27 protein-coding genes and 1 pseudogene are annotated in these 23,900 nt (G+C 71.7%); 16 read left to right on the top strand and 12 right to left on the bottom strand.

The features are described from left to right. Window positions 1–52 precede the first annotated feature (52 nt). Genes ACWD3I_RS22370 through ACWD3I_RS22345 form a run of 6 tightly spaced genes read left to right on the top strand, consistent with a single transcriptional unit; the run spans window position 53 to window position 3,126 of the window. Window positions 53–613 (top strand): TetR/AcrR family transcriptional regulator, encoded by a 561-nt coding sequence (locus tag ACWD3I_RS22370; protein WP_365392676.1) that lies wholly within the window; start codon window positions 53–55, stop codon window positions 611–613. Window positions 614–625: 12 nt separating this feature from the next. After that, complete coding sequence (locus tag ACWD3I_RS22365; protein ID WP_365392678.1) at window positions 626–1,021, top strand: (R)-mandelonitrile lyase; 396 nt, start codon at window positions 626–628, stop codon at window positions 1,019–1,021. Between the two features lie 11 nt (window positions 1,022–1,032). Then, window positions 1,033–1,614 carry a DUF4865 family protein gene (locus ACWD3I_RS22360; protein ID WP_365392680.1) on the top strand — a complete coding sequence of 194 codons (582 nt, stop codon included), beginning with the start codon at window positions 1,033–1,035 and terminating at the stop codon, window positions 1,612–1,614. Beyond that, entirely contained in the window at window positions 1,611–2,519 is a 909-nt protein-coding gene (locus ACWD3I_RS22355; RefSeq protein ID WP_365392682.1) for a phosphotriesterase family protein, read from the top strand. The genes ACWD3I_RS22360 and ACWD3I_RS22355 overlap by 4 nt, the downstream gene beginning before the upstream one ends. A gap of 24 nt (window positions 2,520–2,543) precedes the next feature. Next, the gene (locus ACWD3I_RS22350) at window positions 2,544–2,720 is read left to right on the top strand and encodes a DUF1272 domain-containing protein (RefSeq protein ID WP_365392685.1); all 177 of its coding nucleotides are present in this window, start codon (window positions 2,544–2,546) and stop codon (window positions 2,718–2,720) included. A 16-nt stretch (window positions 2,721–2,736) separates the two neighbouring features. After that, window positions 2,737–3,126, top strand: a complete 390-nt coding sequence (locus tag ACWD3I_RS22345; protein ID WP_365392687.1) for a tautomerase family protein — start codon at window positions 2,737–2,739, stop codon at window positions 3,124–3,126. A gap of 15 nt (window positions 3,127–3,141) precedes the next feature. On the opposite strand, the gene ACWD3I_RS22340 is transcribed toward ACWD3I_RS22345, so the two are convergent. Further along, window positions 3,142–3,684, bottom strand: coding sequence for a GNAT family N-acetyltransferase (locus tag ACWD3I_RS22340; protein ID WP_365392690.1), 543 nt, complete (start codon window positions 3,682–3,684; stop codon window positions 3,142–3,144). A 47-nt stretch (window positions 3,685–3,731) separates the two neighbouring features. Continuing rightward, a complete protein-coding gene (locus tag ACWD3I_RS22335; RefSeq protein WP_365392692.1) occupies window positions 3,732–5,201 on the bottom strand; it encodes a ketol-acid reductoisomerase in 1,470 nt (489 codons plus the stop codon). Window positions 5,202–5,289: 88 nt separating this feature from the next. Between ACWD3I_RS22335 and ilvY the strand changes: the two genes are divergently transcribed. Then, window positions 5,290–6,141 carry an HTH-type transcriptional activator IlvY gene (ilvY, locus tag ACWD3I_RS22330; RefSeq protein ID WP_365392694.1) on the top strand — a complete coding sequence of 284 codons (852 nt, stop codon included), beginning with the start codon at window positions 5,290–5,292 and terminating at the stop codon, window positions 6,139–6,141. 12 nt (window positions 6,142–6,153) lie between these two features. Here the strand turns inward: ilvY and ACWD3I_RS22325 are convergent, their stop codons facing one another. Then, the gene (locus ACWD3I_RS22325) at window positions 6,154–6,603 is read right to left on the bottom strand and encodes an RpiB/LacA/LacB family sugar-phosphate isomerase (protein ID WP_365392698.1); all 450 of its coding nucleotides are present in this window, start codon (window positions 6,601–6,603) and stop codon (window positions 6,154–6,156) included. A gap of 10 nt (window positions 6,604–6,613) precedes the next feature. Continuing rightward, entirely contained in the window at window positions 6,614–7,615 is a 1,002-nt protein-coding gene (locus ACWD3I_RS22320; protein ID WP_365392700.1) for a helix-turn-helix transcriptional regulator, read from the bottom strand. A gap of 83 nt (window positions 7,616–7,698) precedes the next feature. Here ACWD3I_RS22320 and ACWD3I_RS22315 point away from each other — a divergent pair, with 83 nt between their 5' ends. Next, window positions 7,699–8,013, top strand: coding sequence for a hypothetical protein (locus tag ACWD3I_RS22315; RefSeq protein ID WP_365392703.1), 315 nt, complete (start codon window positions 7,699–7,701; stop codon window positions 8,011–8,013). Here ACWD3I_RS22315 and ACWD3I_RS22310 read toward each other — a convergent pair. Next, complete coding sequence (locus tag ACWD3I_RS22310; RefSeq protein ID WP_365392706.1) at window positions 7,980–8,687, bottom strand: SDR family oxidoreductase; 708 nt, start codon at window positions 8,685–8,687, stop codon at window positions 7,980–7,982. The genes ACWD3I_RS22315 and ACWD3I_RS22310 overlap by 34 nt on opposite strands. Before the next feature lie 101 nt (window positions 8,688–8,788). On the opposite strand from ACWD3I_RS22310, the gene ACWD3I_RS22305 reads away from it, so the two are divergent. Next, on the top strand, window positions 8,789–9,628 hold the full coding sequence (locus ACWD3I_RS22305; RefSeq protein WP_365392709.1) for a helix-turn-helix transcriptional regulator: 840 nt from the start codon (window positions 8,789–8,791) through the stop codon (window positions 9,626–9,628). On the opposite strand, the gene ACWD3I_RS22300 is transcribed toward ACWD3I_RS22305, so the two are convergent. Together ACWD3I_RS22300 and ACWD3I_RS22295 are read right to left on the bottom strand one after the other, a co-directional pair. Further along, on the bottom strand, window positions 9,614–10,858 hold the full coding sequence (locus ACWD3I_RS22300) for an ROK family protein (RefSeq protein WP_365392712.1): 1,245 nt from the start codon (window positions 10,856–10,858) through the stop codon (window positions 9,614–9,616). The genes ACWD3I_RS22305 and ACWD3I_RS22300 overlap by 15 nt on opposite strands. A gap of 36 nt (window positions 10,859–10,894) precedes the next feature. Beyond that, entirely contained in the window at window positions 10,895–11,569 is a 675-nt protein-coding gene (locus ACWD3I_RS22295) for an alpha-ketoglutarate-dependent dioxygenase AlkB family protein (protein WP_365392715.1), read from the bottom strand. A gap of 67 nt (window positions 11,570–11,636) precedes the next feature. On the opposite strand from ACWD3I_RS22295, the gene ACWD3I_RS22290 reads away from it, so the two are divergent. Beyond that, a complete protein-coding gene (locus ACWD3I_RS22290; protein WP_365393225.1) occupies window positions 11,637–12,770 on the top strand; it encodes a methyltransferase in 1,134 nt (377 codons plus the stop codon). Window positions 12,771–12,775: 5 nt separating this feature from the next. Here the strand turns inward: ACWD3I_RS22290 and ACWD3I_RS22285 are convergent, their stop codons facing one another. Beyond that, the gene (locus ACWD3I_RS22285; RefSeq protein WP_365392717.1) at window positions 12,776–13,624 is read right to left on the bottom strand and encodes a class II fructose-bisphosphate aldolase; all 849 of its coding nucleotides are present in this window, start codon (window positions 13,622–13,624) and stop codon (window positions 12,776–12,778) included. Window positions 13,625–13,632: 8 nt separating this feature from the next. Beyond that, window positions 13,633–14,517: an SIS domain-containing protein gene (locus ACWD3I_RS22280; RefSeq protein WP_365392720.1), complete on the bottom strand. Its 885-nt coding sequence runs from the start codon at window positions 14,515–14,517 to the stop codon at window positions 13,633–13,635. 149 nt (window positions 14,518–14,666) lie between these two features. Between ACWD3I_RS22280 and ACWD3I_RS22275 the strand changes: the two genes are divergently transcribed. The 4 genes and pseudogenes from ACWD3I_RS22275 to ACWD3I_RS22260 all read left to right on the top strand — a co-directional run bounded on the left by ACWD3I_RS22275 (window position 14,667) and on the right by ACWD3I_RS22260 (window position 17,701). After that, the gene (locus tag ACWD3I_RS22275; RefSeq protein ID WP_365392723.1) at window positions 14,667–15,446 is read left to right on the top strand and encodes a DeoR/GlpR family DNA-binding transcription regulator; all 780 of its coding nucleotides are present in this window, start codon (window positions 14,667–14,669) and stop codon (window positions 15,444–15,446) included. 58 nt (window positions 15,447–15,504) lie between these two features. Next, window positions 15,505–17,331, top strand: a complete 1,827-nt coding sequence (locus ACWD3I_RS22270) for a glycoside hydrolase family 15 protein (protein ID WP_365392725.1) — start codon at window positions 15,505–15,507, stop codon at window positions 17,329–17,331. A 54-nt stretch (window positions 17,332–17,385) separates the two neighbouring features. Then, a pseudogene (locus ACWD3I_RS22265) lies at window positions 17,386–17,547 on the top strand (iron chelate uptake ABC transporter family permease subunit); the annotation flags it as partial. Window positions 17,548–17,572: 25 nt separating this feature from the next. After that, window positions 17,573–17,701 (top strand): hypothetical protein, encoded by a 129-nt coding sequence (locus ACWD3I_RS22260; protein ID WP_365393249.1) that lies wholly within the window; start codon window positions 17,573–17,575, stop codon window positions 17,699–17,701. Window position 17,702: 1 nt separating this feature from the next. On the opposite strand, the gene ACWD3I_RS22255 is transcribed toward ACWD3I_RS22260, so the two are convergent. Further along, the gene (locus tag ACWD3I_RS22255; RefSeq protein WP_365392728.1) at window positions 17,703–18,641 is read right to left on the bottom strand and encodes a hypothetical protein; all 939 of its coding nucleotides are present in this window, start codon (window positions 18,639–18,641) and stop codon (window positions 17,703–17,705) included. Window positions 18,642–18,817: 176 nt separating this feature from the next. Here ACWD3I_RS22255 and ACWD3I_RS22250 point away from each other — a divergent pair, with 176 nt between their 5' ends. After that, complete coding sequence (locus ACWD3I_RS22250) at window positions 18,818–21,064, top strand: heavy metal translocating P-type ATPase (RefSeq protein ID WP_365392730.1); 2,247 nt, start codon at window positions 18,818–18,820, stop codon at window positions 21,062–21,064. Window positions 21,065–21,107: 43 nt separating this feature from the next. Here the strand turns inward: ACWD3I_RS22250 and ACWD3I_RS22245 are convergent, their stop codons facing one another. After that, entirely contained in the window at window positions 21,108–21,803 is a 696-nt protein-coding gene (locus tag ACWD3I_RS22245; protein ID WP_451084144.1) for a type 1 glutamine amidotransferase domain-containing protein, read from the bottom strand. 50 nt (window positions 21,804–21,853) lie between these two features. On the opposite strand from ACWD3I_RS22245, the gene ACWD3I_RS22240 reads away from it, so the two are divergent. Beyond that, complete coding sequence (locus ACWD3I_RS22240; protein WP_365413821.1) at window positions 21,854–22,783, top strand: LysR family transcriptional regulator; 930 nt, start codon at window positions 21,854–21,856, stop codon at window positions 22,781–22,783. On the opposite strand, the gene ACWD3I_RS22235 is transcribed toward ACWD3I_RS22240, so the two are convergent. Beyond that, window positions 22,784–23,740: a zinc metalloprotease gene (locus ACWD3I_RS22235; RefSeq protein WP_365413823.1), complete on the bottom strand. Its 957-nt coding sequence runs from the start codon at window positions 23,738–23,740 to the stop codon at window positions 22,784–22,786. It abuts the gene before it with no gap. Between the last annotated feature and the right edge of the window lie 160 nt (window positions 23,741–23,900).

The raw sequence follows: 23,900 nt of genomic DNA, 5'->3' as shown, positions 1-23,900 counted from the left end.
GCTGCTCCGCAGGGGGTCGACTTCTGTAACTACTAGTATGTACAGTGAGGGCATGAGCACCCCGGAGCGTCTGATCGAGTCCACCCGAGAGCTGCTGTGGGAGCGCGGTTACGTGGGCACCAGCCCCAAGGCCATCCTGGAGCGTTCGGGCGCCGGGCAGGGCAGCATGTACCACCACTTCAAGGGCAAGCCCGACCTCGCGCTGGCCGCGATCCGGCGCACGGCCGCGGAGTTGCGGGCTACCGCCGAGGGAGTACTCGGCGGCCACGGCACGCCCTACGAGCGCATCGAGGCGTATCTGCTGCGCGAGCGCGATGCGTTGCGCGGCTGTCCGGTCGGGCGGCTGACGATGGATCCGGACGTCATCGCGAGCGACGAACTGCGCGAGCCGGTGGACGAGACCCTCGACTGGCTGCGTGAACGGATCGCCGGGATCGTCGAGGAGGGCAAGGAGCAGGGGCAGTTCGCGGCTTCGCTCGACGGCGAGGCGATCGCGGCGACCGTCGTCGCCACCGTGCAGGGCAGCTATGTCCTCGCCCGCGCCTCGGGCTCCCCCGCCGCCTTCGACGCGGGCGTCCGGGGACTGCTCTCCCTTCTCTCACCACGGCATTAGGAGTTCACGCACGTGCACATCACGAGGAAGCGTCCCGACACGTGGCAGGGTCCGGCGGAGAACTTCACCGGCACGGTGTGGCTGGACGAGATCGCCGCGCCCGAACCCCCTTCACGGCTGCGGATGTTCAACGTCCACTTCGCCCCGGGTGCGCACACCGCCTGGCACCGCCATCCGCACGGCCAGGTCCTGCACGTCCTGGAGGGCGAGGGACTGGTGCAGCGCGAGGGCGGCGAGGCCGAGCCGATCCGGGCGGGCGACACCGTGTGGATCGAACCGGGCGAACGGCACTGGCACGGCGCCGGACCGCGCACCTTCATGACCCACCTCGCAGTCGTGGAGACCACCGAGGACGGCACGACCACGCACTGGGAAGCGCACGTCGACACGGCGGAGTACCCCACCTGAGGAGGCACGCGATGCATGCCATGCAGTACGAACTCACCCTGCCCGCCGACTACGACATGGACGTGATCCGCGGCCGTGCGGCCCGTGTCGGGCACCTGCTCGACGAGTGGGAGGGCCTCGGGCTGAAGGCGTACCTGATGCGTGAGCGCGGGGTGCACGGCTCGCCGGTGAACCAGTACGCGCCGTTCTACCTCTGGGACACCGTGGCGGGCATGAACTCCTTCCTGTGGGGAGGCGCCTTCCAGAGGCTGAGCGATGACTTCGGACGGCCGTCCGTCCGGCAGTGGACGGGGCTGGCCCACGAGGAGGGCGGCGCCGGTTCACCGGCGCAGGTCGCCGTGCGGAGGCGGCAACCGGTGCCGGACGGGGTGGAGTTGGCGGAGGTCATGGAGGACGCGGTGCGTGAGGCCGGGCGGCTGGCGGCGCAGGACGGGGCGGTACTGGCGACGGCCGTCGTGGACTCCAGCCGTTGGGAGGTGCTCCATTTCTCGTTCTGGGCCCATGACACGCCCAAGGTCGAGGGCGATGTGTTCCAGGTGCTGCACCTGTCGGCGCCGGGGCTCGCCGGGCTGCCGCGGGGGCGCCAGTGGTGAGCGAGGTCCGTACGGTTGTCGGGGATGTGGGGCCGGAGCGGCTGGGTGTGTGCGACGCGCACGACCATCTGTTCTTCGGCAGTCCTCGGTTGCCCGGGCAGGAGTTGCGGGACGTGTCCGCGGCCCGCGCGGAGTTGACGGCTTTCCGCGCCGAGGGCGGGCACAGCGTGGTGCAGTGGACGCCGTACGGGCTGGGGAGACGGGCCGCCGATCTGCCGCCGCTGTCCCGGGAGACGGGGATCCTGGTGGTGGCCTCGACCGGGCTGCACCAGGCCGTCCACTACGACGACCGGACCCTCAGGGAACTGCGCGGCAGGCTCGCCGAGGTCTTCGTCGCCGAACTGACCGACGGGATCGGCACGTCGGGCGTCCGCGCCGGACTCATCAAGGTCGCCGGCGGTTTCCACGCCCTCGACGCACACGCCCGCTGGACGATGACCGCGGCGGCCGAGGCGCACCACGCGACCGGTGCGCCGATCGCCGTCCACCTGGAGCTGGGGACCGGCGCGCTCGACGTACTGGACCTGCTGTGCGGTGAGTTGGGCGTGGCGCCGTACCGGGTGGTCCTGGGCCATCTGAACCGCGCCCCCGACCTCGTGGTGCACCGGCAGGCCGCGGCGTCCGGCTGTTACCTGGCCTTCGACGGTCCCTCACGTGCGAACCACGCCACGGACTGGCGGATGCCGGACGCCGTACGGGCCCTGGCCGAGGCGGGCCACGGTGATCGGCTCCTCCTGGGCGGCGACACGACGACCGCGGCGGCACGTTCGGTGAACGGCGGTCCCGGGATGCCGTATCTGCTGCGTCGGGTGCGGCCGCGGTTGGCGGCGGAACTCGGCGCCGAACTGGTCGGACGCATCATGGGCGAGAATCCTGGGCGGGCCCTCGCCGTCGAGTGGCACTGACCGGAAGAGAGAGCGGGAGTACGGATGGCACTGGAGATGCGCGAGAGATGCGAACGCTGCGAGACGGCCGAACTGCCGCCGGACGCCCCGGCCCGTATCTGCTCGTACGAGTGCACCTTCTGTGTGCCCTGCACCGAGGCGATGCGGGGCATCTGCCCCAACTGCGACGGCGAACTGGTCCCCCGGCCGCGTCGCGTCTGAAAGGACGACCACTGACATGCCGTTGGTCCGCATCGACACACTGGGCACCGACCCCGGCCGGCTCGACGCCCTGGGCCGTGCCGTGCACGAGGCGATGGTGGAGACCATCGGCATCCCGCCGGACGACCGGTTCCAGGTACTGACCGGCCATGACGGCGTGAACGGCACACTCCGCCACGACGAGTATCTGGGGGTGCGCCGCGACGACGGCATCGTGTACGTGGCCATCACGATGCGCGCCGGGCGCACCCCGCGCCAGAAGCGGGCCCTGTACCGCCGGATCGCCGAACTCGCCCACGCCTACGCGGGGACCGAGCCGCGGAACGTGTTCGTCACCGTGACCGAGAACGCCTCGATCGACTGGTCGCTCGGTCACGGTGTGGCGCAGTACGAGCCCGGGGAGTAGGACCTGTACGGCGGATCAGCTGGCCGTCGTGGGCTTCCAGTCCCGGGCGAGGAGCCCGAGCAGCACCTCGTCCATGAACTCGCCCATCACCCAGGCCGCGGAGCGCAGCACGCCCTCGCGGACGAACCCGTTGCGCTCGGCCGAGCGCAGCATCGCGGCGTTGTCCGACAGCGTCTCGATCTGGAGCCGCTGCAGGCCGCGCACGATGAAGCCGTAGTGGCACAGCACCGCGACCACGTCGGTGCCGTAGCCCTTGCCGCGAGCGGACGGCCGCAGGCCGAGACCGATGTGCGCGAACCGGTTGTGGTTGTCGATGCCCCACAGAGTCGCGGTGCCGACCAGGGTGCCGCCGTCCAGCTCCACCACGGAGAAGGGGACGTGCCCTTCCTCCTTGTCGTCCACCACGAGCCGCGAGTCCTTCGAGCCCGGCGAGATCGGCCGCCACGGCCGGCCTTCGGCCCGCGCGGAGTTGACCACGTCGTCGTAGAGCTCGGTCCGCAGGATCGGGATGTCGTCCTCGTGGCGGGCCCTGAGCCCGACCTTGGCGCCTTTGAGCATGCAGGCTTCCTATCCGACCGGGATCACCGACGGCAAACCATTTCCTCCTACGCCACCGAGATGTCCACCGACGGCCTCAGCTTGGCCGCCGCGGCCAGGGCATCGTGCACCGGGTGGGCGTCGAAGGCCGCCAACAGGGCAGCGTCCGAAGGGAGTTCGGCGGCCGGGAAGGCGATCTGCTCGTAGGCGGTCTGGAAGCGCGGGCCCCAGCGGCGGGCGCCGAGGCGGGCCGTGCGGGAGCAGTTGTCGACCATGTGGGCGACATCGCGGGCGTGCATGTAGGGCAGGAGCGAGTCCACGGCCTCGATGACGGACTCGTTGACGATCTCGGACCAGGGGTGGCCGCGGTCGGCGAACTCGTCGATCTGGGCCGTCATGGTGGCGACGAAGACGCCGGCGGTGAACGGGTCCACGGGCAGGTCGCGTTCGGCCCGGCGGGTGTGCGCCCGGTCGCTCACCGACCACATCGGCGAGCCGCCGATCCGGCTCATCTCGCGGGCGCCGAGCCGCCGTTCGGCCAGGATCACACTGCGCAGCTCCGTGCCGTCGGCGACCTCGTCGTAGATCTCCGCGACGATCTCGCGGGCGGGGCCGTACGTCGCCGTGTACGCGCGGTCGAACACGTCACGGGCGGCTGCGTCGAGGTTCTCGCGGACCGCCCGCAGGCCGGCTCGGGAGATGGTGCGGGCGATCGGGCCGGTCACGTTCTCGCAGGAGCGTTCGTACGCCGTCACCTCGTCGTGCCCGGCGAGACGGTGACGCGTGAAGAGGCTCTCGACGATGCCGTGGACGGCGCCCAGCAGGATGGCGCGTTCGCCGACGATGTCGGAGAGGTACTCGCTGTCGAGCGTGGTGCGGAAGGTGTACGGCGAGCCGAGCGCCACCGACCAGCCCAGCGCGAGGTCGACGGCCCGGCCGTCGGGGTCGGCGTGGACGGCGTAACTGCTGTTGATCCCGGCGCCGTTGATCTCGGCGCCCTGCTCGTAGAGGCGCCGCACCGAGTCGCCCATGCCCTTGGGGCACACCGCGAGCACCGCGTGCCCCGGCGGGAAGTCGCCGCCGGTCTCACGGAGGTGGCCGAGCAGGAAGCCGTGCGAGAGACCGATCGCGGCGCCCGGCCTGAGGGCCGCGAAGATCTCCTGGTGTTGGGCGGCGAGTGCGGCGTCCGCGATCAGCAGGATCACCAGGTCGCTGTCTGCGGTGACGGCGAGCCAGTCACCGAGGGTGCCGTCCTCCTCGGTGAAGCCGTGGGCGCGGGCGTCGGCGGCCGAGCGCGAGCCGGGGCGCAGTCCGACGGCCACCCGGATGTCCGTGCCGGCGAGCGAGTCGCGCAGGTTGAGGGCCTGGGCACGGCCCTGCGGGCCCCAGCCGATGACGCCGATGCGGCGGACCCCGGCGAAGGCCTGCGGGAGCAGCGGGAAGAGGTGCCGGCCGCCGCGCAGGATGGTCTCGGTGCCGCCGGGCACGTCCATCGTCTCGAGGGAGAAGACACGGGAGCTGTACGTGGTCGAGGTCATGGTCGAGTTGTAGGCTCCGGGCGAGTATTGCGGCAAGCGCAACATCTGAAGCGGGGTGTTGCACCGAATGAAAGATGCAGGTCACGGCATGCGTGAAGACCATCGGGACCTGCGTCTTTTCCTGCATCTGGCGCAGACACTGAACTTCGGGCGGACCAGTCTCGACTGTCACGTCAGCGCGGCGACGCTCACGCGGACCGTGCAGCGGCTGGAGGCCGGGCTCGGGCACCGGCTGCTCGACCGGGGCCCGCGCGGGGTGTCGCTGACGGCGGAGGGGCACAGGTTCCGCGCATACGCCGTCGAGGCCCTGGAGTTGTGGCGCTCCTATCGTGAGGAGCACCCCGATCCGGCCGAACTCAGCGGCCGGCTGGCCGTGTTCGCCACGGTGACCGCCTGCCAGGCACTGTTGCCGGACCTGTTGGCCCCGTTCCGTGCCGCGCACCCTCAGGTACGGCTCGACCTGCGCACCGGTGACGCGGCGGCGGCGCTGGCCCGGCTGGACGAGGGCGAGGTGGACGTGGCCGTGGCGGGGATCCCGGCGCGGCTGCCGGAGCCGTTGGTGGGCCGGACGGTCGCGGTCACCGAGCTGGTCCTGGTCACGGCCCGGGACCGGCCCGACCCGGACCTCGCCGGACCCTTCGTCCTCCCCCACCGCGGCCTGGTCCGCGACGCCGCCGACCGCTGGTTCCGCGCCCGCGGCGCCGCGCCCGAGGTGGCCTGCGAACCGGACGGCCACGAAGGGCTGTTGACGCTCGTCGCCCTCGGCTGCGGCACGGGGGTGGTCCCCCGTCTCGTACTGGAGCACAGTGCGGTGCGCGACCGGCTGTCGGTGGTCGCGGCGGATCCCGCGCCGGAACCGTTCCCCATCGGGCTGTGCGTACGGCGGGCCGATCTGCGCCGACCGCTGGTGGCCGCGCTGTGGAGCCTCACGGCTCCCTGAGCCCGCCCGGATTCATGGCTCCCTGCGGTCCAGGCGCCCGATGCGGGCCACGTTCTCCCGGTCCTCGGCGTCCTCGCTGGCCTCGGCGGTGAACCAGGCGTCGAGGATCTCCTTGAGCAGCGGCTCGGAGGTCAGGCGCAGGCTGAGGGCGAGCACGTTGGCGTCGTTCCAGCGACGGGCGCCGTCCGCGGTGTAGGCGTCGGTGCACAGGGCGGCCCGTACGCCCGGGACCTTGTTCGCGGCGATCGACGCGCCCGTGCCGGTCCAGCAGCACACGACCGCCTGGTCCGCCGCCCCGGTGGCGACGTCCCGGGCCGCCGCCTCCGAGCACGCCGCCCACTGGGGGTCGGAGCCGGGGCGCAACGCCCCGTGGGCGACCACTTCGTGACCGCGTGCGCGCAGCTCGGCGACGAGGCCGCGGGCCACGGGTTCGTCCATGTCCGAGGAGACGGAGATCCGCATGGCCCCGAGCCTACGCGCCGAGCGCGCGGGCGAGCAGGTCGCGGCGGTTGTGGGTGCCCGTCTTCGCGAACACCGACTTCAGATGGTCCTGCACGGTGTGCTCGGAGACGTACATGGTGGCGGCGACCGTACGGCTGTCGCCGCCCTTGGCGAGCAGGCCGACGAGTTCGGTCTCCCGGGCGCTGAGGGCGTGGGCCCGGCAGAAGACGGACAGCCGCTCCGCGGGTGAGGACTCCTCGATGGTGACGGCGACGGCGCCTGCCATACGTGCGGCGCGCAGGGTGAGCCAGAGTCCGTCGGCGAGGTGCACACGGGCCCGCGGCGGATGGTCGTCGACCCCGGCCTCCACGGCCAGGAGCTGGGCGGCGACGTTGTAGGCACCCGCCGGCACGGTCGGGCGGCCGTGCTCCGGAGGGACCAGGACACGCAGGTAGGCGTGGGTGCCCGGGGTCTGGCCGACGACTCCCATGTCGGGCGACAGCACCAGCACCAGGGGTTCGGAGCGGGGCTCGTGGGACGGTCGTACGACGAAGGTGGCGGCCTGGCTGCGGCGTAGCGCCGTCGTGATCGGCGCCGTGAGGTCGGAGAGGCGGGCCGCCTCCGCCGGGGTGAAGTCGCGGTCGCGGCGCCACAGGTCGAGGAAGCCCCAGGTGCCGTGGCGGTCCCGGAAGACGGCCGAGGCGATGTCGCGGATGCCGTGGTGGCGCAGGAGCTCGTTCCAGAGCGGGCTCACCGAGCGGTCGGGCAGGTCGCTGAGCAGGGCGACGTCCCGCAGCTCCGTCCAGCGGTTCGCCCGTGTCAGGTACTTGAGGCGGATCGCCCGGGGCAGCTCCCGCAGGACGGGGACGTCGGCGATCGGGGCACAGCCGACCGAGGTCTCCGGGTCGGTGAGGAGAAACGCGTACGCGTCGAATCCGATGGTGGCCCGGAACTCGTCGAGGAGCCGCAGGCGCAGTTCCCGGGCGTCGCCGCCCGCCTCGCACAGCCGCACGACGCGGTCCCGTCCGGACATGGTCCGAGCGTATCCCCACCTTTCTGGGATGTACGGCACCGTGCGGTCCGGCGCAGCCTGGTGGCGAGCGCCTGGGAGGAATCATGCCGACCCTGCACATCGAGCATCCGATCACGGACTTCGCCACCTGGAAGACGGCTTTCGACCGCTTCGCGGGCGCGCGTGCCGACGCGGGCGTACGGCGCCATCGCGTCCAGCGGCCCGTCGACGACCCCGCCTACGTCGTCGTGGACCTCGATTTCGACGACGTGGCGGGTGCCGAGCGGTTCCTGGGATTCCTGAAGTCGACGGTGTGGGGCTCGCCCGAGAACGCCCCGGCACTGGCCGGGGCGCCTCGGACACGGATCCTGGAGACCGCCGAGGATCACCAGGGCAGCGAGCCGTCGACGTCGACGTAGCCGCCGGTCGGGCCGTCGGGGCCCAGCCGGGCCATGCGGACGATGATCTCGGCGCCCTGTTCGACGGTCTGGGTGCCCGTGCGGCCGTTGAGGTCGGTCGAGGTGAAACCGGGTTCGACCGCGTTGATCCGTAGGGCCGGGAACGCCTTCGCGTACTGCACGGTGATCATGTTGACCGTGGTCTTGGACGACGGGTAGGCCAGGGCCTGGTAGAAGTGCGCCGGTGAGTCCGGGTCGGACAGCCGGGACAGCGAGGCCAGGCCGCTGCTCACGTTCACCACGACGGGGGCCGCGGACCGCTGGAGCAGCGGCAGGAAGGCGTGGGTCACACGGACGACGCCGAAGACGTTGGTCTCGAACACCGTGCGCATCTCGTCGGCGGTGGTGTCGGCGGCGGCCGGGATGGCGTTGTTCTCGCCCCGGACCTCGATGCCGGCGTTGTTGACCAGGACATCGAGCCCGCCCTCGGCCTCGATGGTCTTCGCGGCGGCCTGGACGGAGGCGTCGTCGGTGACGTCGAGCTGGACGAAGCGGACGCCGAGCCGTTCGGCGGCGCGGCGGCCGCGCTCGGTGTTCCGGGCGCCGATGTAGACGGTGTGGCCTGCGGCGACGAGTTGGCGGGCGGCCTCGAAGCCCAGGCCCTTGTTGGCTCCGGTGATGAGTGTCGTAGTCATGGCTCCACCGTCCTGCCGGACCGGCAGGACAGCCAGAAGACCCTTCTTCCTGGGACTCGCAGTACCAGGCACGGTGTCGGCCGGCGCGGTTGACTGGAGGCATGACGACGACGGAACTGGGGCAGGCGCTGCGGCGCTGGCGCGACCGGGTCGCCCCGGGGACCGCGGGGCTGCCGGCCGGTGGTCAGCGGCGGGCGGCCGGGCTGCGGCGTGAGGAGCTGGCGCTGCTGGCGGGGATCTCGGTCGACTACGTGACCCGTCTCGAACAGGGCCGGGCGGCCAGTCCTTCGGGGCAGGTCGTGGAGGCGCTGGCGCGGGCACTGCGGCTGTCGGGGGACGAGCGGGGGTATCTGTTCCGGCTGGCCGGGCTGGTGCCGCCGGGTCCCGAGACGGTGCCCGGGTACATCACGCCGAGCGTGCAGCGGCTGTTGGACCGGCTGGTGGGCACCCCTGTCGGGGTCTCCGACGCGGCGATGACACTGCTCGTGGCCAATCCGATGTACGCGGCGCTGATGGGCGACCCCTCCGGTCTGCGCGGCTTCGAGCGCAACGGGGTGTGGCGCAACTTCCTCGGCGCGCCCGGCCGGGTCCGGCACGCTCCCGAGGAGCGGCGCGCTTTCGAGGCCGGCATGGTCGCCGAACTGCGGTCGACCGTCTCGCGGTATCCCGCCGACCCGCAACTGCGGCGCCTGATCGCGGAGTTGCGGGCGGGCAGCGAGCGGTTCGCCGAGCTGTGGGACGCGGGTGCGGTCGGCCGGCTGGAGGCTTCGCGCAAGACGATCGAGCATCCGCAGGTGGGCCTGGTGACATTGGACTGCGATCTGCTGCGGGTGGAGGGCTGCGATCTGCACATCCTCGTCTACTCGGCCGAGCCGGGGACCGAGGCCGCCGAGAAGCTGGAGTTGGTCTCCGTGCTCGGCATCCAGTCACTGGTGGGTTAGCGCCCCCAGCGGGTCGTCCAGCACCGGCTGCCACGCCAACTCGGCGGCACCGACCAGGCTGTTGTGGTCGAGGGTGCACGCGAGGATCGGTACGCCGCCGCTCTGCCCCCACAGGCTGCGGTCGGCGACGACCGCGCGCAGCCGGTGCGGGTCGGCGTCGAGGAGGGTGCGGTGCAGGCCGCCGAGGATGATGCGGTCCGGGTTGAGGATGTTCACCAGGCCCGCGAGGCCAAGGCCGAGGCGGTCGATGAGGGCCTCGGTGGCGGTGCGGACGGCCGGGTCGTCGTAGTGGTCGCGGATCAGTTCGTTGGACTGCTGGAGCAGGGACACCTCGGGTCCGGGCTCGCGGCCCACGGCGTCGAGGAAGGCGAGCGGGTCGGCCTCGACGTCCAGGCACCCGCGGCTGCCGCAGTGGCAGGGACGGCCCTCGGGGTTGACGGTCAGATGGCCGACTTCGAGCGCCAGGCCCGAACTGCCGGTGTGCAGACGGCCGTCGAGGACCAGCGCCCCGCCGACGCCCCGGTGCCCGGTGGCCACGCACAGCAGGTCGCGGGCGCCGCGGCCCGCGCCGTGCCGGTGCTCGGCGAGCGCGGCGAGGTTGACGTCGTTGCCCGCGAAGGCCGGTCCGGCGATACCGGCGGCACGGACGCACTCCGCGAAGATCCGGCGGACGGGGGCGCCCACGGGCCAGGCCAGGTGCAGCGGGTTCAGCGCGGTCCCGTCGGGCTCCGCGACGGCGGAGGGGACCGCGAGACCGGCGCCCACACAGCGCAGGCCGGTGGCGCGCAGCAGCTCGGCGCCCGCCTCGACGACCGAGGCGAGGACCTTCGCCGGGTCGGCGTCGACGGTCTCGCAGCCGGGTGCGGTGGCGACGATCCGGCCGCCCAGGCCGACCAGCGCCGCCCGGAATCCGTCGGCGTGCACCTGCGCGGCGAGGACGACGGGCCCCTCCTCGGCGACCGCGAGCCGGTGCGAGGGACGGCCCTGTGAACCGGCGGCCGCGCCGGGCCGGGCGTCGACCCGGATCAGCCCGAGCGCCTCCAGTTCGGCGGCGACCGCGCCGGCCGTGGCGCGTGTCACTCCGAGTTCGGCGGTGAGCACGGCGCGGGTGGGGGCACGTCCGGTGTGCACGAGCTCCAGAGCGGGCCCGAGCGCACCGCGTCCCCGGTCCAACCGCGTCCTCGAGGTCGTTCCTTCCCCCGTCGGCCGGGGGTCCGCCTTGCCGCTCATGAGGGCGAGTCTCCCATGATCCGCTGTACCGCCGTCCTACCGGCCACTGACTCTGAGCGTGATGTTCAGCCGCCCGGCCAGCCCCAACTCCGGGGGCGCGGTACCCGGGTACACCTTCGGCACTCCGTGGTACGCGAGCCGCGAAGGCCCGCCGAACACGAACAGGTCGCCGCTGCGCAGCTCGACGTCCGTGTACGGCTTCGTCCGCGCCTCGGTGTTGCCGAACCGGAAGACACAGGTGTCGCCGAGGCTCAGCGACACGACCGGGTCGTCCGCCGTCTCGTCGCTGTCGCGATGCATGCCCATGCGGGCGTCGCCGTCGTAGAAATTGATCAGTGCGATGTCGTACGACGGTGAAGGCGGCCCGAGTGCGCTGCCCGCCGAGGGAGAGGGCGCCCCGAACGCGTCCCGCACCGCGCCGCGGCCCAGCTCCCCCAGCCACTCGGGGAACGGCTTGACCGGGGCGCCGTCGCCGTCGACGGCGGTGCGGGCGTAGGCGTACGGGTACCAGTGCCAGCCCAGACAGACCTGCCGGGCGGTCATCGTGCCGCCGCCGGGGGTACGGACCGAGCGCAGGCCGGCCGGGGGACGGGCCCACTCACGGCAGGCCTCCAGCAGCTCGTGCTGCCGGCTCGCGTCCAGCCAGTCCGGCAGGTGCACCGCGCCCGGCGCGACCTCCGTGCGGGGCCTGGGGAACAGCTCGGCATCCATGAGGCCATCCTGCCCGACAAGGCCTGAGCTGCGGCTCCGCTAGCCTGGACCCACGATGAACGACCGTATGGCGACGCCCTGGGGCCAGCTCGCGCTGGCCCGTTTCCCCGAGGACCCGCGTGACAGGCTGCGTGCCTGGGACGCCTCGGACGAGTACCTCCTGACGCACCTGGCCGAACAGGCGGTCCCGCTGTCCGGCACGGTCGTGGTCCTGGGCGACCGCTGGGGAGCGCTGTCCACGGCGCTGGCCTCGCACCGGCCGGTGCAGATCACCGACTCCTACCTCTCCCAGGAGGCGACCCGGGCGAACCTGGTCCGGGGCGGTGTCGAGACCGGGGCGGTACGGCTCCTCACCACCCAGGACCCGCCGCCCGGCCGGATCGACGTCCTGCTGGTGCGGGTGCCGAAGAGCCTGGCGCTGCTGGAGGACCAGCTGCTGCGGCTGGCGCCCGCGGTGCACGAGGGCACGGTCGTCGTCGGGACCGGGATGGTGAAGGAGATCCACACCTCGACGCTGAAGCTGTTCGAACGGATCCTCGGACCGACCCGTACCTCGCTCGCCGAGAAGAAGGCGCGGCTCATCTTCTGCACGCCCGGGCCGGCGACGCGCACGGCCGCCAGCCCGTGGCCGTACCGCTATGAGCTGCCCGACGGCGTCGGCGCGGTCTCGGGGCGCACCGTGGTCAATCACGCGGGTGTGTTCTGTGCCGACCGGCTCGACGTCGGCACCCGGTTCTTCCTCCAGCACCTGCCGGACAGCAAGGGCGCGCAGCGGGTCGTGGACCTGGGCTGCGGCAACGGGGTGGTCGGTACGGCGGTGGCGCTGGCGAACCCCGAGGCCGAGGTGCTGTTCGTGGACGAGTCGTTCCAGGCCGTGGCCTCGGCGGAGTCGACGTACAAGGCGAACGGCGTTCCGGGGCATGCCGAGTTCCGGGTCGGGGACGGGCTCGCCGGAGTGGCGGACGGGAGTGCCGACCTCGTGCTCAACAATCCGCCGTTCCACTCCCATCAGACGACCACCGACGCCACGGCCTGGCGAATGTTCACGGGCGCGCACGGCGCGCTGCGGCCGGGCGGCGAGCTGTGGGTGATCGGCAACCGTCACCTGGGCTACCACGCCAAGCTGCGTCGGCTGTTCGGGAACAGTGAACTGGTGGCCAGCGACCCGAAGTTCGTGGTGTTGAGGGCTGTCAGGAAGTAGTCGCGTCAGCCCAGCACCCGGATGATCCCCGCCACGGCCCGCACCATCGCCGCCCGCCCCACCCCCAGGTACTTGCGCGAGTCGACCGCCTCGGGGTGGGCGGTGAGGAACTCGCGTATGGCGCCGGTCATGGCGATGTTGAGGGCGGTGCCGATGTTGACCTTGGTGATGCCGCCCGCGACGGCGGCGGTCAGTTCGTCGTCCGGCAGGCCCGACGAGCCGTGCAGGACGAGCGGTACGTCCAGCGCGCCGGAGAGGCGTGCGAGGAGGCCGTGGTCGAGGGTGGCGGTGCGGGTGGTCATCGCGTGTGAGCTGCCGATGGCGACGGCGAGGGCGTCCACGCCGGAGTCGGTCACGAAGGTGCGGGCCTCGGCGGGGTCGGTGCGGGCGCCGGGCGCGTGGGCGTCGAGCGGCGGCTCACCCTTCTTGCCGCCGACTTCGCCCAACTCCGCCTCGATCCACAGGCCTTGGGCATGGGCCCAGTCCGCGGCGGCACGGGTGGCGGCGAGGTTCTCCGGGTAGGGCAGACGGGCGGCGTCGTACATCACGGAGCTGAATCCGGCGTCCGCGGCCTGCCTCAGGAGGGAGTCGCTCTGGACGTGGTCCAGGTGCAACGCGACGGGGACGGCTGCGCGTTCGCACGCGGCGACGGCGGCGCGGGCGAGGGGTTGCAGTCGTCCGAGGCGGAACTTGACGGCGTTCTCGCTGACTTGGAGGACGACGGCGGCGTCCGCCGACTCGGCGCCGGCGACGACCGCCTCGACGTGTTCGAGCGTGACGACGTTGAACGCGGCGACGGCGCGGTGTGCGGCAGCGGCCCGCGTGACGAGCTCGCCGGTGGTCACCAGAGGCACGGCTGCTCCTACGAACCGGCGAGGATCACGGAGCGGGTGAGATGGCGCGGCCGGTCCGGGTCGAGCCCCCGGGCCGCGGCGACGGCCACGGCGAGCCGCTGGGCGCGGACCAGTTCGGCGAGCGGGTCGAGTCCGCCCGCGACCCACAGTCCGCCGGTCTCCCGCACCTGTTCGGCCAGCCCCTCGGGCGCCTCGCCGAGCATCCAGGTCGCGGTTCCCCGGGTGGTGATGCTGATGGGGCCGTGCCGGTACTCCATCGCCGGGTAGGCCTCGGTCCAGGACAGTGCCGCCTCGCGCATCTTCAGACCGGCCTCGTTGGCCAGCCCCACGGTCCAGCCGCGGCCGAGGAAGGTGAACTGCGCGCAGTCGACGAGTCCGTCCGGCAGCGGGGTGGCGAGCGCGGTGCGGGCGTCGGCGACGACGGCGTCGGTGTGCAGGCCGAGGTGGGCGCGGAGCAGGGTCAGGGCGGTGGTCGCGAACCGGGTCTGCACGACGGACCGTTCGTCCGCGAAGTCGAGCACGACGACCTCGTCGGCTGCCTGCATGACCGGCGTGCGCGGGTCGGCGGTGAGGGCCGTGGTCCGGGTACGGCCCTTCAACTGCCCGAGCAGTTCCAGCACTTCGGTGGTGGTGCCGGAGCGGGTGAGGGCGAGAACACGGTCGTACGGGCGGCCGTGCGGGTACTCCGACGCGGCGAAGGCGTCCGTCTCGCCCTGGCCCGCCTCCTCGCGCAGCGCCGCGACGGACTGCGCCATGAAGTACGAGGTGCCGCACCCCACGATCGCGACCCGCTCCCCCGGCGCCGGCAGCACGGCGGCATGCTTCGGCGCCTCGGCCGCCGCGCGGATCCAGCACTCGGGCTGACTGACCAGCTCGTCCTCGACATGGGTCATGTCGCGGTCCCTCCCCGTCAACGAACACCGCACCGAACACCGTGGTGATTGTTTCTGCAAGATATAGCGAGCTTTCGAGCAGAATCAAGCATTCGAGTGACATCGGGGTGCGCTAGGGTCACGGAGAGATCGAGGAATGGAGGGCGCGGATGTCCCGCGACGCCCGCTGGAAAGCGCTGCTGGAACTTCTCGTGGAGCGCGGCCGGCTGGACGTCGAGGATGCCGCCGCCGAACTGGAGGTCTCGTCCGCCACGATCCGCCGCGACTTCGACCAGCTGGCCGAGCAGCAGATGCTCGTGCGCACCCGGGGCGGCGCGGTCGTGCACGGCGTGTCCTACGAACTGCCGCTGCGCTACAAGACGGCCCGGCACGCCTCCGAGAAGCAGCGCATCGCCAAGGCCGTCGCCGCTCTCCTCACCCCTGGCACAGCCGTGGGCCTGACCGGCGGCACGACCACCACCGAGGTGGCCCGCGCCCTGGCCGTCCGCCCCGACCTGGCGTCCGGCTCCCCCGCGCTCACCGTCGTCACCAACGCGCTGAACATCGCCAACGAGCTGGCCGTACGCCCGCAGTTCAAGATCGTGGTGACCGGCGGGGTGGCGCGTCCGCAGTCGTACGAGCTCATCGGGCCGCTCGCCGACGGGGTACTGAGCCAGATCACCATCGACGTGGCGGTGCTCGGTGTGGTCGCCTTCGACGCCACGCACGGCGCGGCCGCGCACGACGAGGCCGAGGCCGCGGTCAACCGGCTGTTGTGCGAGCGCGCCGAGCGGGTGATCGTGGCGGCCGACTCCAGCAAGCTGGGGCAGCGGGCGTTCGCCAGGATCTGCGCGGCCGACGCGGTGGACACCCTGGTCACGGACACGGCGGCCGACGAGGACGCCGTGCGGCGCTTCGAGGAGGCGGGGATCCGGGTCGTCGCGGTCTGAGTCCGTTCGCCGCACCTGCCTGGCCGAACCGACCTAGGCTGGTTCCAGGGAGGCCGCGATGAGCGCAACACCTAGGGACGAGCCGGACCAGCCGTATCTGCCGATCGCCGAGCACGGGCTGATCGGCGACCTGCGGAGCGTGGCGCTGGTGGGCACGGACGGCACGATCGACTGGTACTGCTGCCCGGCCTTCGACGCCCCCAGCGTCTTCGCCTCGATCCTCGACGCGGAGCGCGGCGGGTCCTTCGAGCTCGCCGCGTCGGTGCCGGCGAAGACGAAGCAGTTCTACTTCCCCGACACCAATGTGCTGATCACCCGCTTCTTCACCGAGGACGGTGTCGGTGAGGTGCAGGACTTCATGCCGGTGGACGGCGAGTCGGCCGAGTCCGAACGGCACCGGCTGATCCGGCGGGTGGTGTGCGTACGCGGTTCCATCCCGTTCCGCACCCGTGTCGCCCCGCGGTTCGACTACGGCAGGCAGCCGCACACCGTGCGCATGGTCGGCGACGTCGCCGTCTTCGACTCCGAGCAGCTGTCGCTCGGCCTGACCGCGACCGTGCCGCTGGAGACCGACGGCCACGACGCCCGCGCCGACTTCAAGCTCGCCGAGGGCGAGTCGGCGGTGTTCGCGCTGGACCAGGTCGGCGGTGAGGTGACCCCGCGCAGGTGCGCCCGCACCGAGGCCGAGGAACAGTTCAACAGCACGGTCGCCTACTGGCGCCGCTGGCTCTCCGCCTCCAAGTACCGCGGCCGGTGGCGGGAGATGGTGCACCGCTCGGCCCTCACCCTCAAGCTGCTCACCTACGCGCCGACCGGCGCGATCGTGGCCGCGCCGACGACGAGCCTGCCCGAACAGCTCGGCGGGGAACGCAACTGGGACTACCGGTACGTGTGGGTGCGGGACGCCGCGTTCTGTGTGTACGCCCTGCTGCGGCTCGGCTTCACCGGCGAGGCCGAGGCGTTCATGAACTTCGTGACCAAGCACGTCAGTCCGGGCGACGGCAAACCCTCCGGACCGCTGCAGATCATGTACGGCATCGACGGCCGCACCGACCTCACCGAGTCCGAACTCCCCCACCTCGAAGGGCATCAGGGCTCCGCGCCGGTGCGGATCGGCAACGCCGCGGCGGACCAGCTCCAGCTGGACATCTACGGCGCGCTGATCGACTCGATCTACCTCTACGACAAGTGGGCCAAGCCGATCTCCAGCGACCAGTGGGACGATGTGTGCGCCCTGGTGGAGTGGGTGTGCGAGCACTGGGACCAGCCCGACGAGGGGATCTGGGAGACCCGGGGCGGCCGCAAGAACTTCCTGTACTCGCGCCTCATGTGCTGGGTGGCGATCGAGCGGGCGATCCGCATGGCGAACCGCCGCGGTCTGCCCGCCGACCTGCCGCGCTGGCTGGAGTGCCGCGACACGATCTACCGGCGGATCATGAGCCGCGGCTGGTCCGAGACCCGCAAGGCGTTCGTGCAGCACGAGGACGGCGACGTGCTGGACGCGGCCGTCCTCATGATGCCGCTGACGAAGTTCATCGCCCCGACCGACCCCAAGTGGCTGTCCACTCTGGACGCGCTCACCCAGGAGCTGGTCTCCGACTCCCTGGTCTACCGCTACGACCCGCTGGCCAGCCCCGACGGACTGCGCGGTGACGAGGGCACGTTCTCCATCTGCTCCTTCTGGTACGTCGAGGCGATGGTGCACGCCGGCCGGGTCGACGAGGCACGGCTCGCCTTCGAGAAGATGCTGACGTACGCCAACCATCTGGGCCTGTACGCCGAGGAGATCAGCCACACCGGCGAACAACAGGGCAACTTCCCGCAGGCGTTCACGCATCTCGCACTCATCAGCGCGGCGTTCAACCTGGATCGCGCGCTGGGCTGAGTACGGTCACGACAGAACGCGCCGCCAGAAGTTCAGGGTTGCTCCTCGCCGAAGGTGTCGCTCGCCCTGGAACAAGCGGCCGCAGGGGCGCTGCCTTGTGGAGCGGCGGCCTCCGCCGTCGGCCCGCTGGTCTTCGTCGGGCTTGCCGTGCCGCACATCGCCCGGATGATCGCCGGGGCGGACCAGCGCCGGACCCTGCCGCTGTCGATGCTGCTCGCCCCGGCCCGGCTGCTCTTCGCCGATGCGCTGGGCTTCGACCTCGTACCTCCACGCGACGGCCCAGCTGCCGCTGGGGGTGGTGACGGCGGTGGTCGGCGGGCTGTATCCGGGACTGCTGCCGCGCAGGCAGCGGCGGTTGGGCCGGATCTGAGTCAGTGGCCGTGGCCGCCCTCGTCGGCATGCGTACCCGCCTCCGCTCCGGTCCTGACCGTGAACGCCGCCGTGTGGACCTGCCCTTCGTGCTTGAAGTCCAGGAACAGGCGGTACGCGCCCTTGCTCGGCGCCGTGGCGGTGAAGGAGATACCCGGGCCCGACGCGGTCTTCCCGTCGCCCGGTTCACCGTTGGGGTGGACATGGAGGTAGGCGAGGTCGCCGGAGCGCAGGGCGACCAGGTGGCCGTAGGCGCCGAGGTAGGGCTGGAGGTCGGTGACGGGCCTGCCGTCACGGGAGACCGTCAGCTTGACCTCGCTCTCGCCGCCCGGGCGCAGGCCGCCGCTCAGCTCGACCTCGTAGCCGTCCGTCTCGGCTGTGGCATTCGGCGCCGGAAGCCGCTGCGGCGCGTAGGAGCCCGAGGCCGCCAGGTCCGCGCCGAGGGTGAGGTTCTCGGCGCCCTTCTTCGCCGGCGTGAAGTCGGCGAAGACGCGGTAGCCGCCGGCGCGGGGCAGCTCGACGGGGATGCTCCAGGTGCCGTCGGCGGCGCGGGTGGGGTGCAGATGGCGGTAGGTGACCAGGTCGCGTGAGGCGACGATGAGGTGGAGTTCCTTCTCGTGCTCACGCCGGTATGCGGTGACGGCACGGCCGCTAGCGTCGCGTACGGCGAACCGCAGCTCGGCCCGCTGTCCGGCGGCGACGCTCGGGGTCTTCAGGTCGAGGGTGTAGCCGCCTTCGGAGATCTGCAGTCCCCCGGGCGTGTGGCTGCCGCCTCCGCCACCTGCGTCGCCATCGCCTTCCGGCGACTCTTCGTGGCTTTCGTGGCTCGCGGGCGCACTCTCCGTGACGACCGGGTCGATGCCCTTGCCCACGCCGTACGCGGTGCCGAACGTCGCGGCCAGCGCCGCGGCGAACGCGGAGATCTTGAGTCCTGCATGCATGGCCAGCTCCTGGAGAACACGGCCTCCGCCTTGGATACGAGGCCTCGATACAGCTGACGATACCCCTAGGGGGTATCAAGTCAACCCTTTCGAACCGCTTGCCCTTGATACCCCCCATGGGTATACAGGAGTATGTGCCACAGATACCCCCGCCCCGTATTCTCCAAGGAGCAGCGATGACCACCACCGCGACCGGAGCCCCTGCCGAGGTAGAGCTCGCCATCGGCGGCATGACCTGTGCCTCGTGCGCCGCACGCATCGAGAAGAAGCTGAACCGCATGGCCGGGGTGACCGCGACCGTCAACTACGCCACCGAGAAGGCGAAGATCGGCTACAGCGGCGAGGTCACCGTGCGGGACCTGATAGCGACCGTCGAGAAGACCGGGTACACCGCGCAGGAACCCGTGCCGGAGGAACCCTCGAGCGAGCCGGTGGACCACGAACTCCGGTCGCTGCGCGAGCGGTTGGTCACCGCGGTGCTCCTCGCCGCCCCCGTCGTCGCGATGGCCATGATCCCGGCCCTGCAGTTCGAGTACTGGCAGTGGCTCTCGCTGACCCTCGCCGCGCCCGTGGTGACGTATGCCGCATGGCCCTTCCACAAGGCGGCGTTCACCAACGCGCGGCACGGTGCGGCGACGATGGACACGCTGATCTCGGTCGGCACGCTGGCCGCGTTCGGCTGGTCGCTGTGGGCGCTGTTCCTCGGGACCGCGGGGACGCCGGGCATGACGCACCCCTTCGAGCTGACGATCGCTCGCGGTGACGGTGCCGGGAACATCTACCTGGAGGCCGCCGCGGGTGTCACCGCCTTCATCCTGGCCGGACGGTACTTCGAGGCGCGGTCCAAGCGGAAGGCGGGTGCGGCGCTGCGGGCGCTGCTGGAGCTGGGCGCGAAGGACGTCACCGTGCTACGAGCGGACGGCAGTGAACAGACCGTTCCGGTGGGCGAGTTGAAGGTCGGCACCCGCTTCGTCGTCCGCCCGGGCGAGAAGATCGCGACCGACGGGACAGTGGTCGAGGGCTCGTCGGCGGTGGACGCGTCGATGCTGACCGGCGAGTCCGTGCCGGTGGAGGTCGCTCAGGGCGACGCGGTCGCCGGTGCCACGGTCGACGTCGGCGGACGGCTCGTCGTCGAGGCGACCCGGGTCGGCTCGGACACGCAGTTGGCGCGGATGGCGAAGCTGGTGGAGGACGCGCAGAACGGGAAGGCCGCGGCTCAGCGGCTGGCGGACCGGATCTCCGCCGTGTTCGTGCCGATCGTGATCGCCCTCGCGCTGGGCACCCTCGGCTTCTGGCTCGGCAACGGGGCCGGTCTGACGGCCGCCTTCACCGCCGCGGTCGCCGTACTGATCATCGCCTGCCCGTGCGCCCTGGGGCTGGCGACGCCGACCGCGCTGCTGGTGGGCACGGGGCGTGGCGCGCAGCTCGGGATCCTCATCAAGGGTCCGGAGGTCCTGGAGTCCACGCGCAACGTCGACACCATCGTCCTCGACAAGACGGGCACGGTCACCACGGGCCGGATGACTCTGCTGACCGTGCACACCGCGGCCGGTACGGAGGAGGCCGAAGTCCTGCGGCTGGCGGGCGCGTTGGAGCACGCCTCCGAGCACCCGATCGCCCGGGCGGTGGCCGACGGGGCGCTGGAGAAGCTGGGTGCGCTGCCCACGCCCGAGGACTTCGCGAACGTGCCGGGGCTCGGGGTGCAGGGCATCGTCGAGGGCCACGCGGTACTCGTCGGCCGGGAAAGGCTGTTGGCCGAGTGGGCGATGGAACTGCCCGTGGAGCTTGCCCGGTCGAAGGCGCGGGCCGAGGCGTCCGGTCGTACGGTCGTCGCGGTCGCCTGGGACGGCGAGGCGCGGGCGGTCCTCGAGGTGGCCGACGCGGTGAAGGAGACCAGCGCGGAGGCGATCACGCGGCTGCGGGCGCTCGGGCTGACCCCGGTCCTGCTGACCGGTGACAACGAGGCGGTGGCGCGGGCCGTCGCCCGCGAGGTCGGTATCGCGCCGGAGGACGTGATCGCCGAGGTGCTGCCGCAGGACAAGGTCGATGTCGTCAAGCGGCTTCAGGGCGAGGGCCGTTCGGTCGCGATGGTCGGCGACGGCGTCAACGACGCGGCCGCGCTCGCCCAGGCGGACCTGGGGCTGGCCATGGGCACGGGCACGGACGCGGCGATCGAGGCCGGTGACCTGACCCTGGTCCGCGGCGACCTGCGCGCGGCGGCGGACGCGATCCGGCTCGCCCGCCGGACCCTCGGCACGATCCGGTCCAACCTGTTCTGGGCCTTCGCCTACAACGTGGCCGCGCTGCCGCTGGCCGCGGCGGGGCTGCTGAACCCGATGCTGGCCGGTGCGGCGATGGCGTTCTCGTCGGTGTTCGTGGTGGGGAACTCGCTGCGGCTGCGGTCGTTCCGGGCGGCTGGGTGAGCGCGGTGCCGGACCACTGCGGTGGTCCGGCACTCCGGTGAAGTCAGCCCAGCTTCTTCAGGAGCTCCACGGCCAGCGGGGCCGAGGACGCCGGGTTCTGGCCGGTGACCAGGTTGCGGTCGACCACGACGTTCGGCACCCACGGCTCGCCCACCTGGACCTGGACGCCGGCCTCGGTCAGCCGGTCCTGGAGGAGCCACTTGGCCTTGTCGGCGAAGCCGGCCTGGGCCTCCTCGGCGTTGGTGAAGGCGGCGATCCTGTACCCGGCGAAGGAGTTGCTCCCGTCGGCCTTGACCGCGGCGAGCAGCGCGGCCGGGGCATGGCAGACGACGCCGAGGGGTTTGCCGGACTCCAGGGCGCTGGTGAGCAGTTCACCGGAGTCGGTGTTGACCGCGAGGTCCTCCATGGGGCCGTGGCCGCCGGGGTAGAAGACGGCGGCGTAGTCGTCCAGGTGCACGTCCTCGAGGCGGATCGGGTTCTGGATCTCGGTCGCCGTGGCGATGACGCCCGCGATCCGGTCGGCGTTCTCCTGACCGCCGTTGACCTCGGCGGCGAGGCTGCCCTTGTCGACGGTGGGGACGACGCCACCGGGGGTGGCCACGGTGATCTCGTGACCGCCGGCCTTGAAGGCCTCGTAGGGGGCGACGGCCTCCTCGCCCCAGAAGCCGGTGGGGTGCTGAGTGCCGTCGGCCAGCGTCCAGTGGTCGACGCCGGTGATTACGAAGAGGATCTTTGCCATGGTCTGACGGTAAGTCGATCCACCCATAGGAATCCAATAGGCTCACGTATGTGAGAGATAGGGAATCCAATCACCACCCGGTCGCGGCACCGTTGGACCTGAATCTGCTCCGCACGTTCCTGACGGTGTACCGCACCGGTTCCTTCACCGCCGCCGCCCGGCTCCTCGGACTGTCCCAGCCCACGGTCACCACCCAGATCCGCGCCCTGGAGCGGCAACTGGGCCGCGAGCTGTTCGAACGGCTGGCCCGCGGTGTCGCGCCCGCGCCCTACGCGGACGAGCTCGCCGCCCGGATCGTCGACCCCCTGGACTCGCTCGCCACGGTCACGGGAGCGGACGACGCCCCGGCCGAGCCCGTGCACCTCGCCGGCCCGGCCGAGTTCCTCACCGTCTCCGTCCTGCCCGGTATCGCGCCGCTGGTGGAGTCGGGCGTACGGCTGCGCGTGACCCCGGGTCTGACCGAGCCGCTCCTGGAGGATCTGCGCGCGGGCCGCCACGACCTGGTGATCGCCACCTTCCGGCCGCGCGGCCGCACCCTGGCCTCGGTGCCCCTCAACGACGAGGAGTTCGTGCTGGTCGCCGACCCCGAGCGGGCGGAGCGGATCGGCTCTCCGGCCCGGATCGCGACGGAGGGGGCGGCCGCGCTGCACGGCGTCCCCCTGGTCGCGTATGCCGAGGACCTGCCCATCGTGCGCCGCTACTGGCGGCATGTCTTCGGCAAGCGTCTGGTGCGTGACCCCGCGGTCACGATGCCCGACCTGAACGCGGTGAAGGCAGCGGTCATGGGCGGTGCGGGGTTCTCGGTGCTCCCCCGCTATCTGTGCGCGGCCGAGCTGGCCTCGGGCGCGCTCGTCCTGCTCCACGATCCGGACGACCCGCCCATCAACACCGGCTTCCTCGTGCAGCGCCCGGGCGCTGCCCGCAATCCGCACGTGGCGCTGGTCCGCGATCATCTGCTGCGTGCCGCCCGGGACCGGTGACTACGAATTCGCCTGGAGGAACGACGAGCGCGGTCCCTCCAGGGTGGCGTCCATGCGGGCCGCCTGCCCCTGGGTGAACATGAACATGGCCACGTCGTCGGTGTAGTCCATGTAGTTCACGAACATGTCCCCGTCGGGCGCGTTGTTGCACGTCACATGAGGGAACCTGGGCGTACCGAAGTTGGGGCCGCCCGCGTTGGGGGTGTCCGCGACGAAGTCGCTGCCGCTGCAGCCTTGCCCGTCGTCGCCCCAGATGTGGAAGAGGTTGAGCCAGTGGCCCACCTCGTGGGTGGCGGTGCGGCCGAGGTTGAACGGGGGCGACGCGGTGCCCGTCGTACCGACGAAGCTGTGGGCGATGACGACTCCGTCGGTGGCGGCGGCACCGCCCGGGAACTGGGCGTAGCCGAGGATCTCTCCGACCTGGGGGTCGAAGAGGCGCGGGGCCACCCAGAAGTTGAGGTACCGATCGGAGGGCCAGGCGTCCTGTCCGCCGCTCGCCGTGAACTTGATCCCGTCGTCCATCCCGAAGGTGTCCGCCGCGGTCTGGGTGCGGGTGATACCGGTGGTGGGAAGCCCGTCGGGGTCCTGGTCGGCGAGCCGGAACTCGATGCGGCAGTCGGCGGTGAGCTCCGTCCAGACGGCGGGCACCTCCGCGACGTCCTTGTTGCGCATCCGGTAGTCCTGGTTCAGGACGTCGATCTGGCTGGTGATCTGCTCGTCGCCGATGTCCTGCTCGGGGCTGTGGTGGATGACGTGCACCACGACGGGGATCACCGTCACCTCGTCGCGGGCCGGGGTCCGCAGGCCCTGCTCGAAGGCGAAGGCCCGGTTCTCCACCGCGTCCCGCTTGTCGGCGTACGAGGGGTCCTCGGTCAGCAGCCGCCGGTGCACCGGCATCGTGCCGCAGACACGGTGTGCGGGGGCGGGGGTGGTCTCGTCGGTCTCGTTCTCGGGCACGTTGCACCGCCTGGAGATGGCCGCACCGCAACGGCGCGGAGGTGAGGGTGGAGCGGGCCCGTTGAGGTTTACCGTAGGGCGACGGAACGGACACGGTAAGCAGAATCACAGATTCCGCCGTAAGTACGGCGTTGCCTTCCGTATCGGTTTAACCTGCCAC

Source organism: Streptomyces sp. NPDC002817 (assembly GCF_053592055.1).
Note: the sequence above shows the minus strand (reverse complement) of the source record. Positions and strands in the feature narration are given on the sequence as shown.

Coding starts and splice junctions, on each gene's coding strand:
- ACWD3I_RS22345 (WP_365392687.1), top strand. CDS start 2,737: ATGCCGTTGGTCCGCATCGACACACTGGGCACCGACCCCGGCCGGCTC.
- ACWD3I_RS22255 (WP_365392728.1), bottom strand. CDS start 18,641: ATGCATGCAGGACTCAAGATCTCCGCGTTCGCCGCGGCGCTGGCCGCG.
- ACWD3I_RS22295 (WP_365392715.1), bottom strand. CDS start 11,569: ATGGATGCCGAGCTGTTCCCCAGGCCCCGCACGGAGGTCGCGCCGGGC.
- ACWD3I_RS22310 (WP_365392706.1), bottom strand. CDS start 8,687: ATGACTACGACACTCATCACCGGAGCCAACAAGGGCCTGGGCTTCGAG.
- ACWD3I_RS22325 (WP_365392698.1), bottom strand. CDS start 6,603: ATGCGGATCTCCGTCTCCTCGGACATGGACGAACCCGTGGCCCGCGGC.
- ACWD3I_RS22245 (WP_451084144.1), bottom strand. CDS start 21,803: ATGGCAAAGATCCTCTTCGTAATCACCGGCGTCGACCACTGGACGCTG.
- ACWD3I_RS22320 (WP_365392700.1), bottom strand. CDS start 7,615: ATGTCCGGACGGGACCGCGTCGTGCGGCTGTGCGAGGCGGGCGGCGAC.
- ACWD3I_RS22305 (WP_365392709.1), top strand. CDS start 8,789: ATGACGACGACGGAACTGGGGCAGGCGCTGCGGCGCTGGCGCGACCGG.
- ilvY (WP_365392694.1), top strand. CDS start 5,290: ATGCGTGAAGACCATCGGGACCTGCGTCTTTTCCTGCATCTGGCGCAG.
- ACWD3I_RS22335 (WP_365392692.1), bottom strand. CDS start 5,201: ATGACCTCGACCACGTACAGCTCCCGTGTCTTCTCCCTCGAGACGATG.
- ACWD3I_RS22270 (WP_365392725.1), top strand. CDS start 15,505: ATGAGCGCAACACCTAGGGACGAGCCGGACCAGCCGTATCTGCCGATC.
- ACWD3I_RS22280 (WP_365392720.1), bottom strand. CDS start 14,517: ATGACCCATGTCGAGGACGAGCTGGTCAGTCAGCCCGAGTGCTGGATC.
- ACWD3I_RS22370 (WP_365392676.1), top strand. CDS start 53: ATGAGCACCCCGGAGCGTCTGATCGAGTCCACCCGAGAGCTGCTGTGG.
- ACWD3I_RS22250 (WP_365392730.1), top strand. CDS start 18,818: ATGACCACCACCGCGACCGGAGCCCCTGCCGAGGTAGAGCTCGCCATC.
- ACWD3I_RS22315 (WP_365392703.1), top strand. CDS start 7,699: ATGCCGACCCTGCACATCGAGCATCCGATCACGGACTTCGCCACCTGG.
- ACWD3I_RS22340 (WP_365392690.1), bottom strand. CDS start 3,684: ATGCTCAAAGGCGCCAAGGTCGGGCTCAGGGCCCGCCACGAGGACGAC.
- ACWD3I_RS22260 (WP_365393249.1), top strand. CDS start 17,573: ATGCGCTGGGCTTCGACCTCGTACCTCCACGCGACGGCCCAGCTGCCG.
- ACWD3I_RS22290 (WP_365393225.1), top strand. CDS start 11,637: ATGGCGACGCCCTGGGGCCAGCTCGCGCTGGCCCGTTTCCCCGAGGAC.
- ACWD3I_RS22360 (WP_365392680.1), top strand. CDS start 1,033: ATGCATGCCATGCAGTACGAACTCACCCTGCCCGCCGACTACGACATG.
- ACWD3I_RS22300 (WP_365392712.1), bottom strand. CDS start 10,858: ATGAGCGGCAAGGCGGACCCCCGGCCGACGGGGGAAGGAACGACCTCG.
- ACWD3I_RS22275 (WP_365392723.1), top strand. CDS start 14,667: ATGTCCCGCGACGCCCGCTGGAAAGCGCTGCTGGAACTTCTCGTGGAG.
- ACWD3I_RS22350 (WP_365392685.1), top strand. CDS start 2,544: ATGGCACTGGAGATGCGCGAGAGATGCGAACGCTGCGAGACGGCCGAA.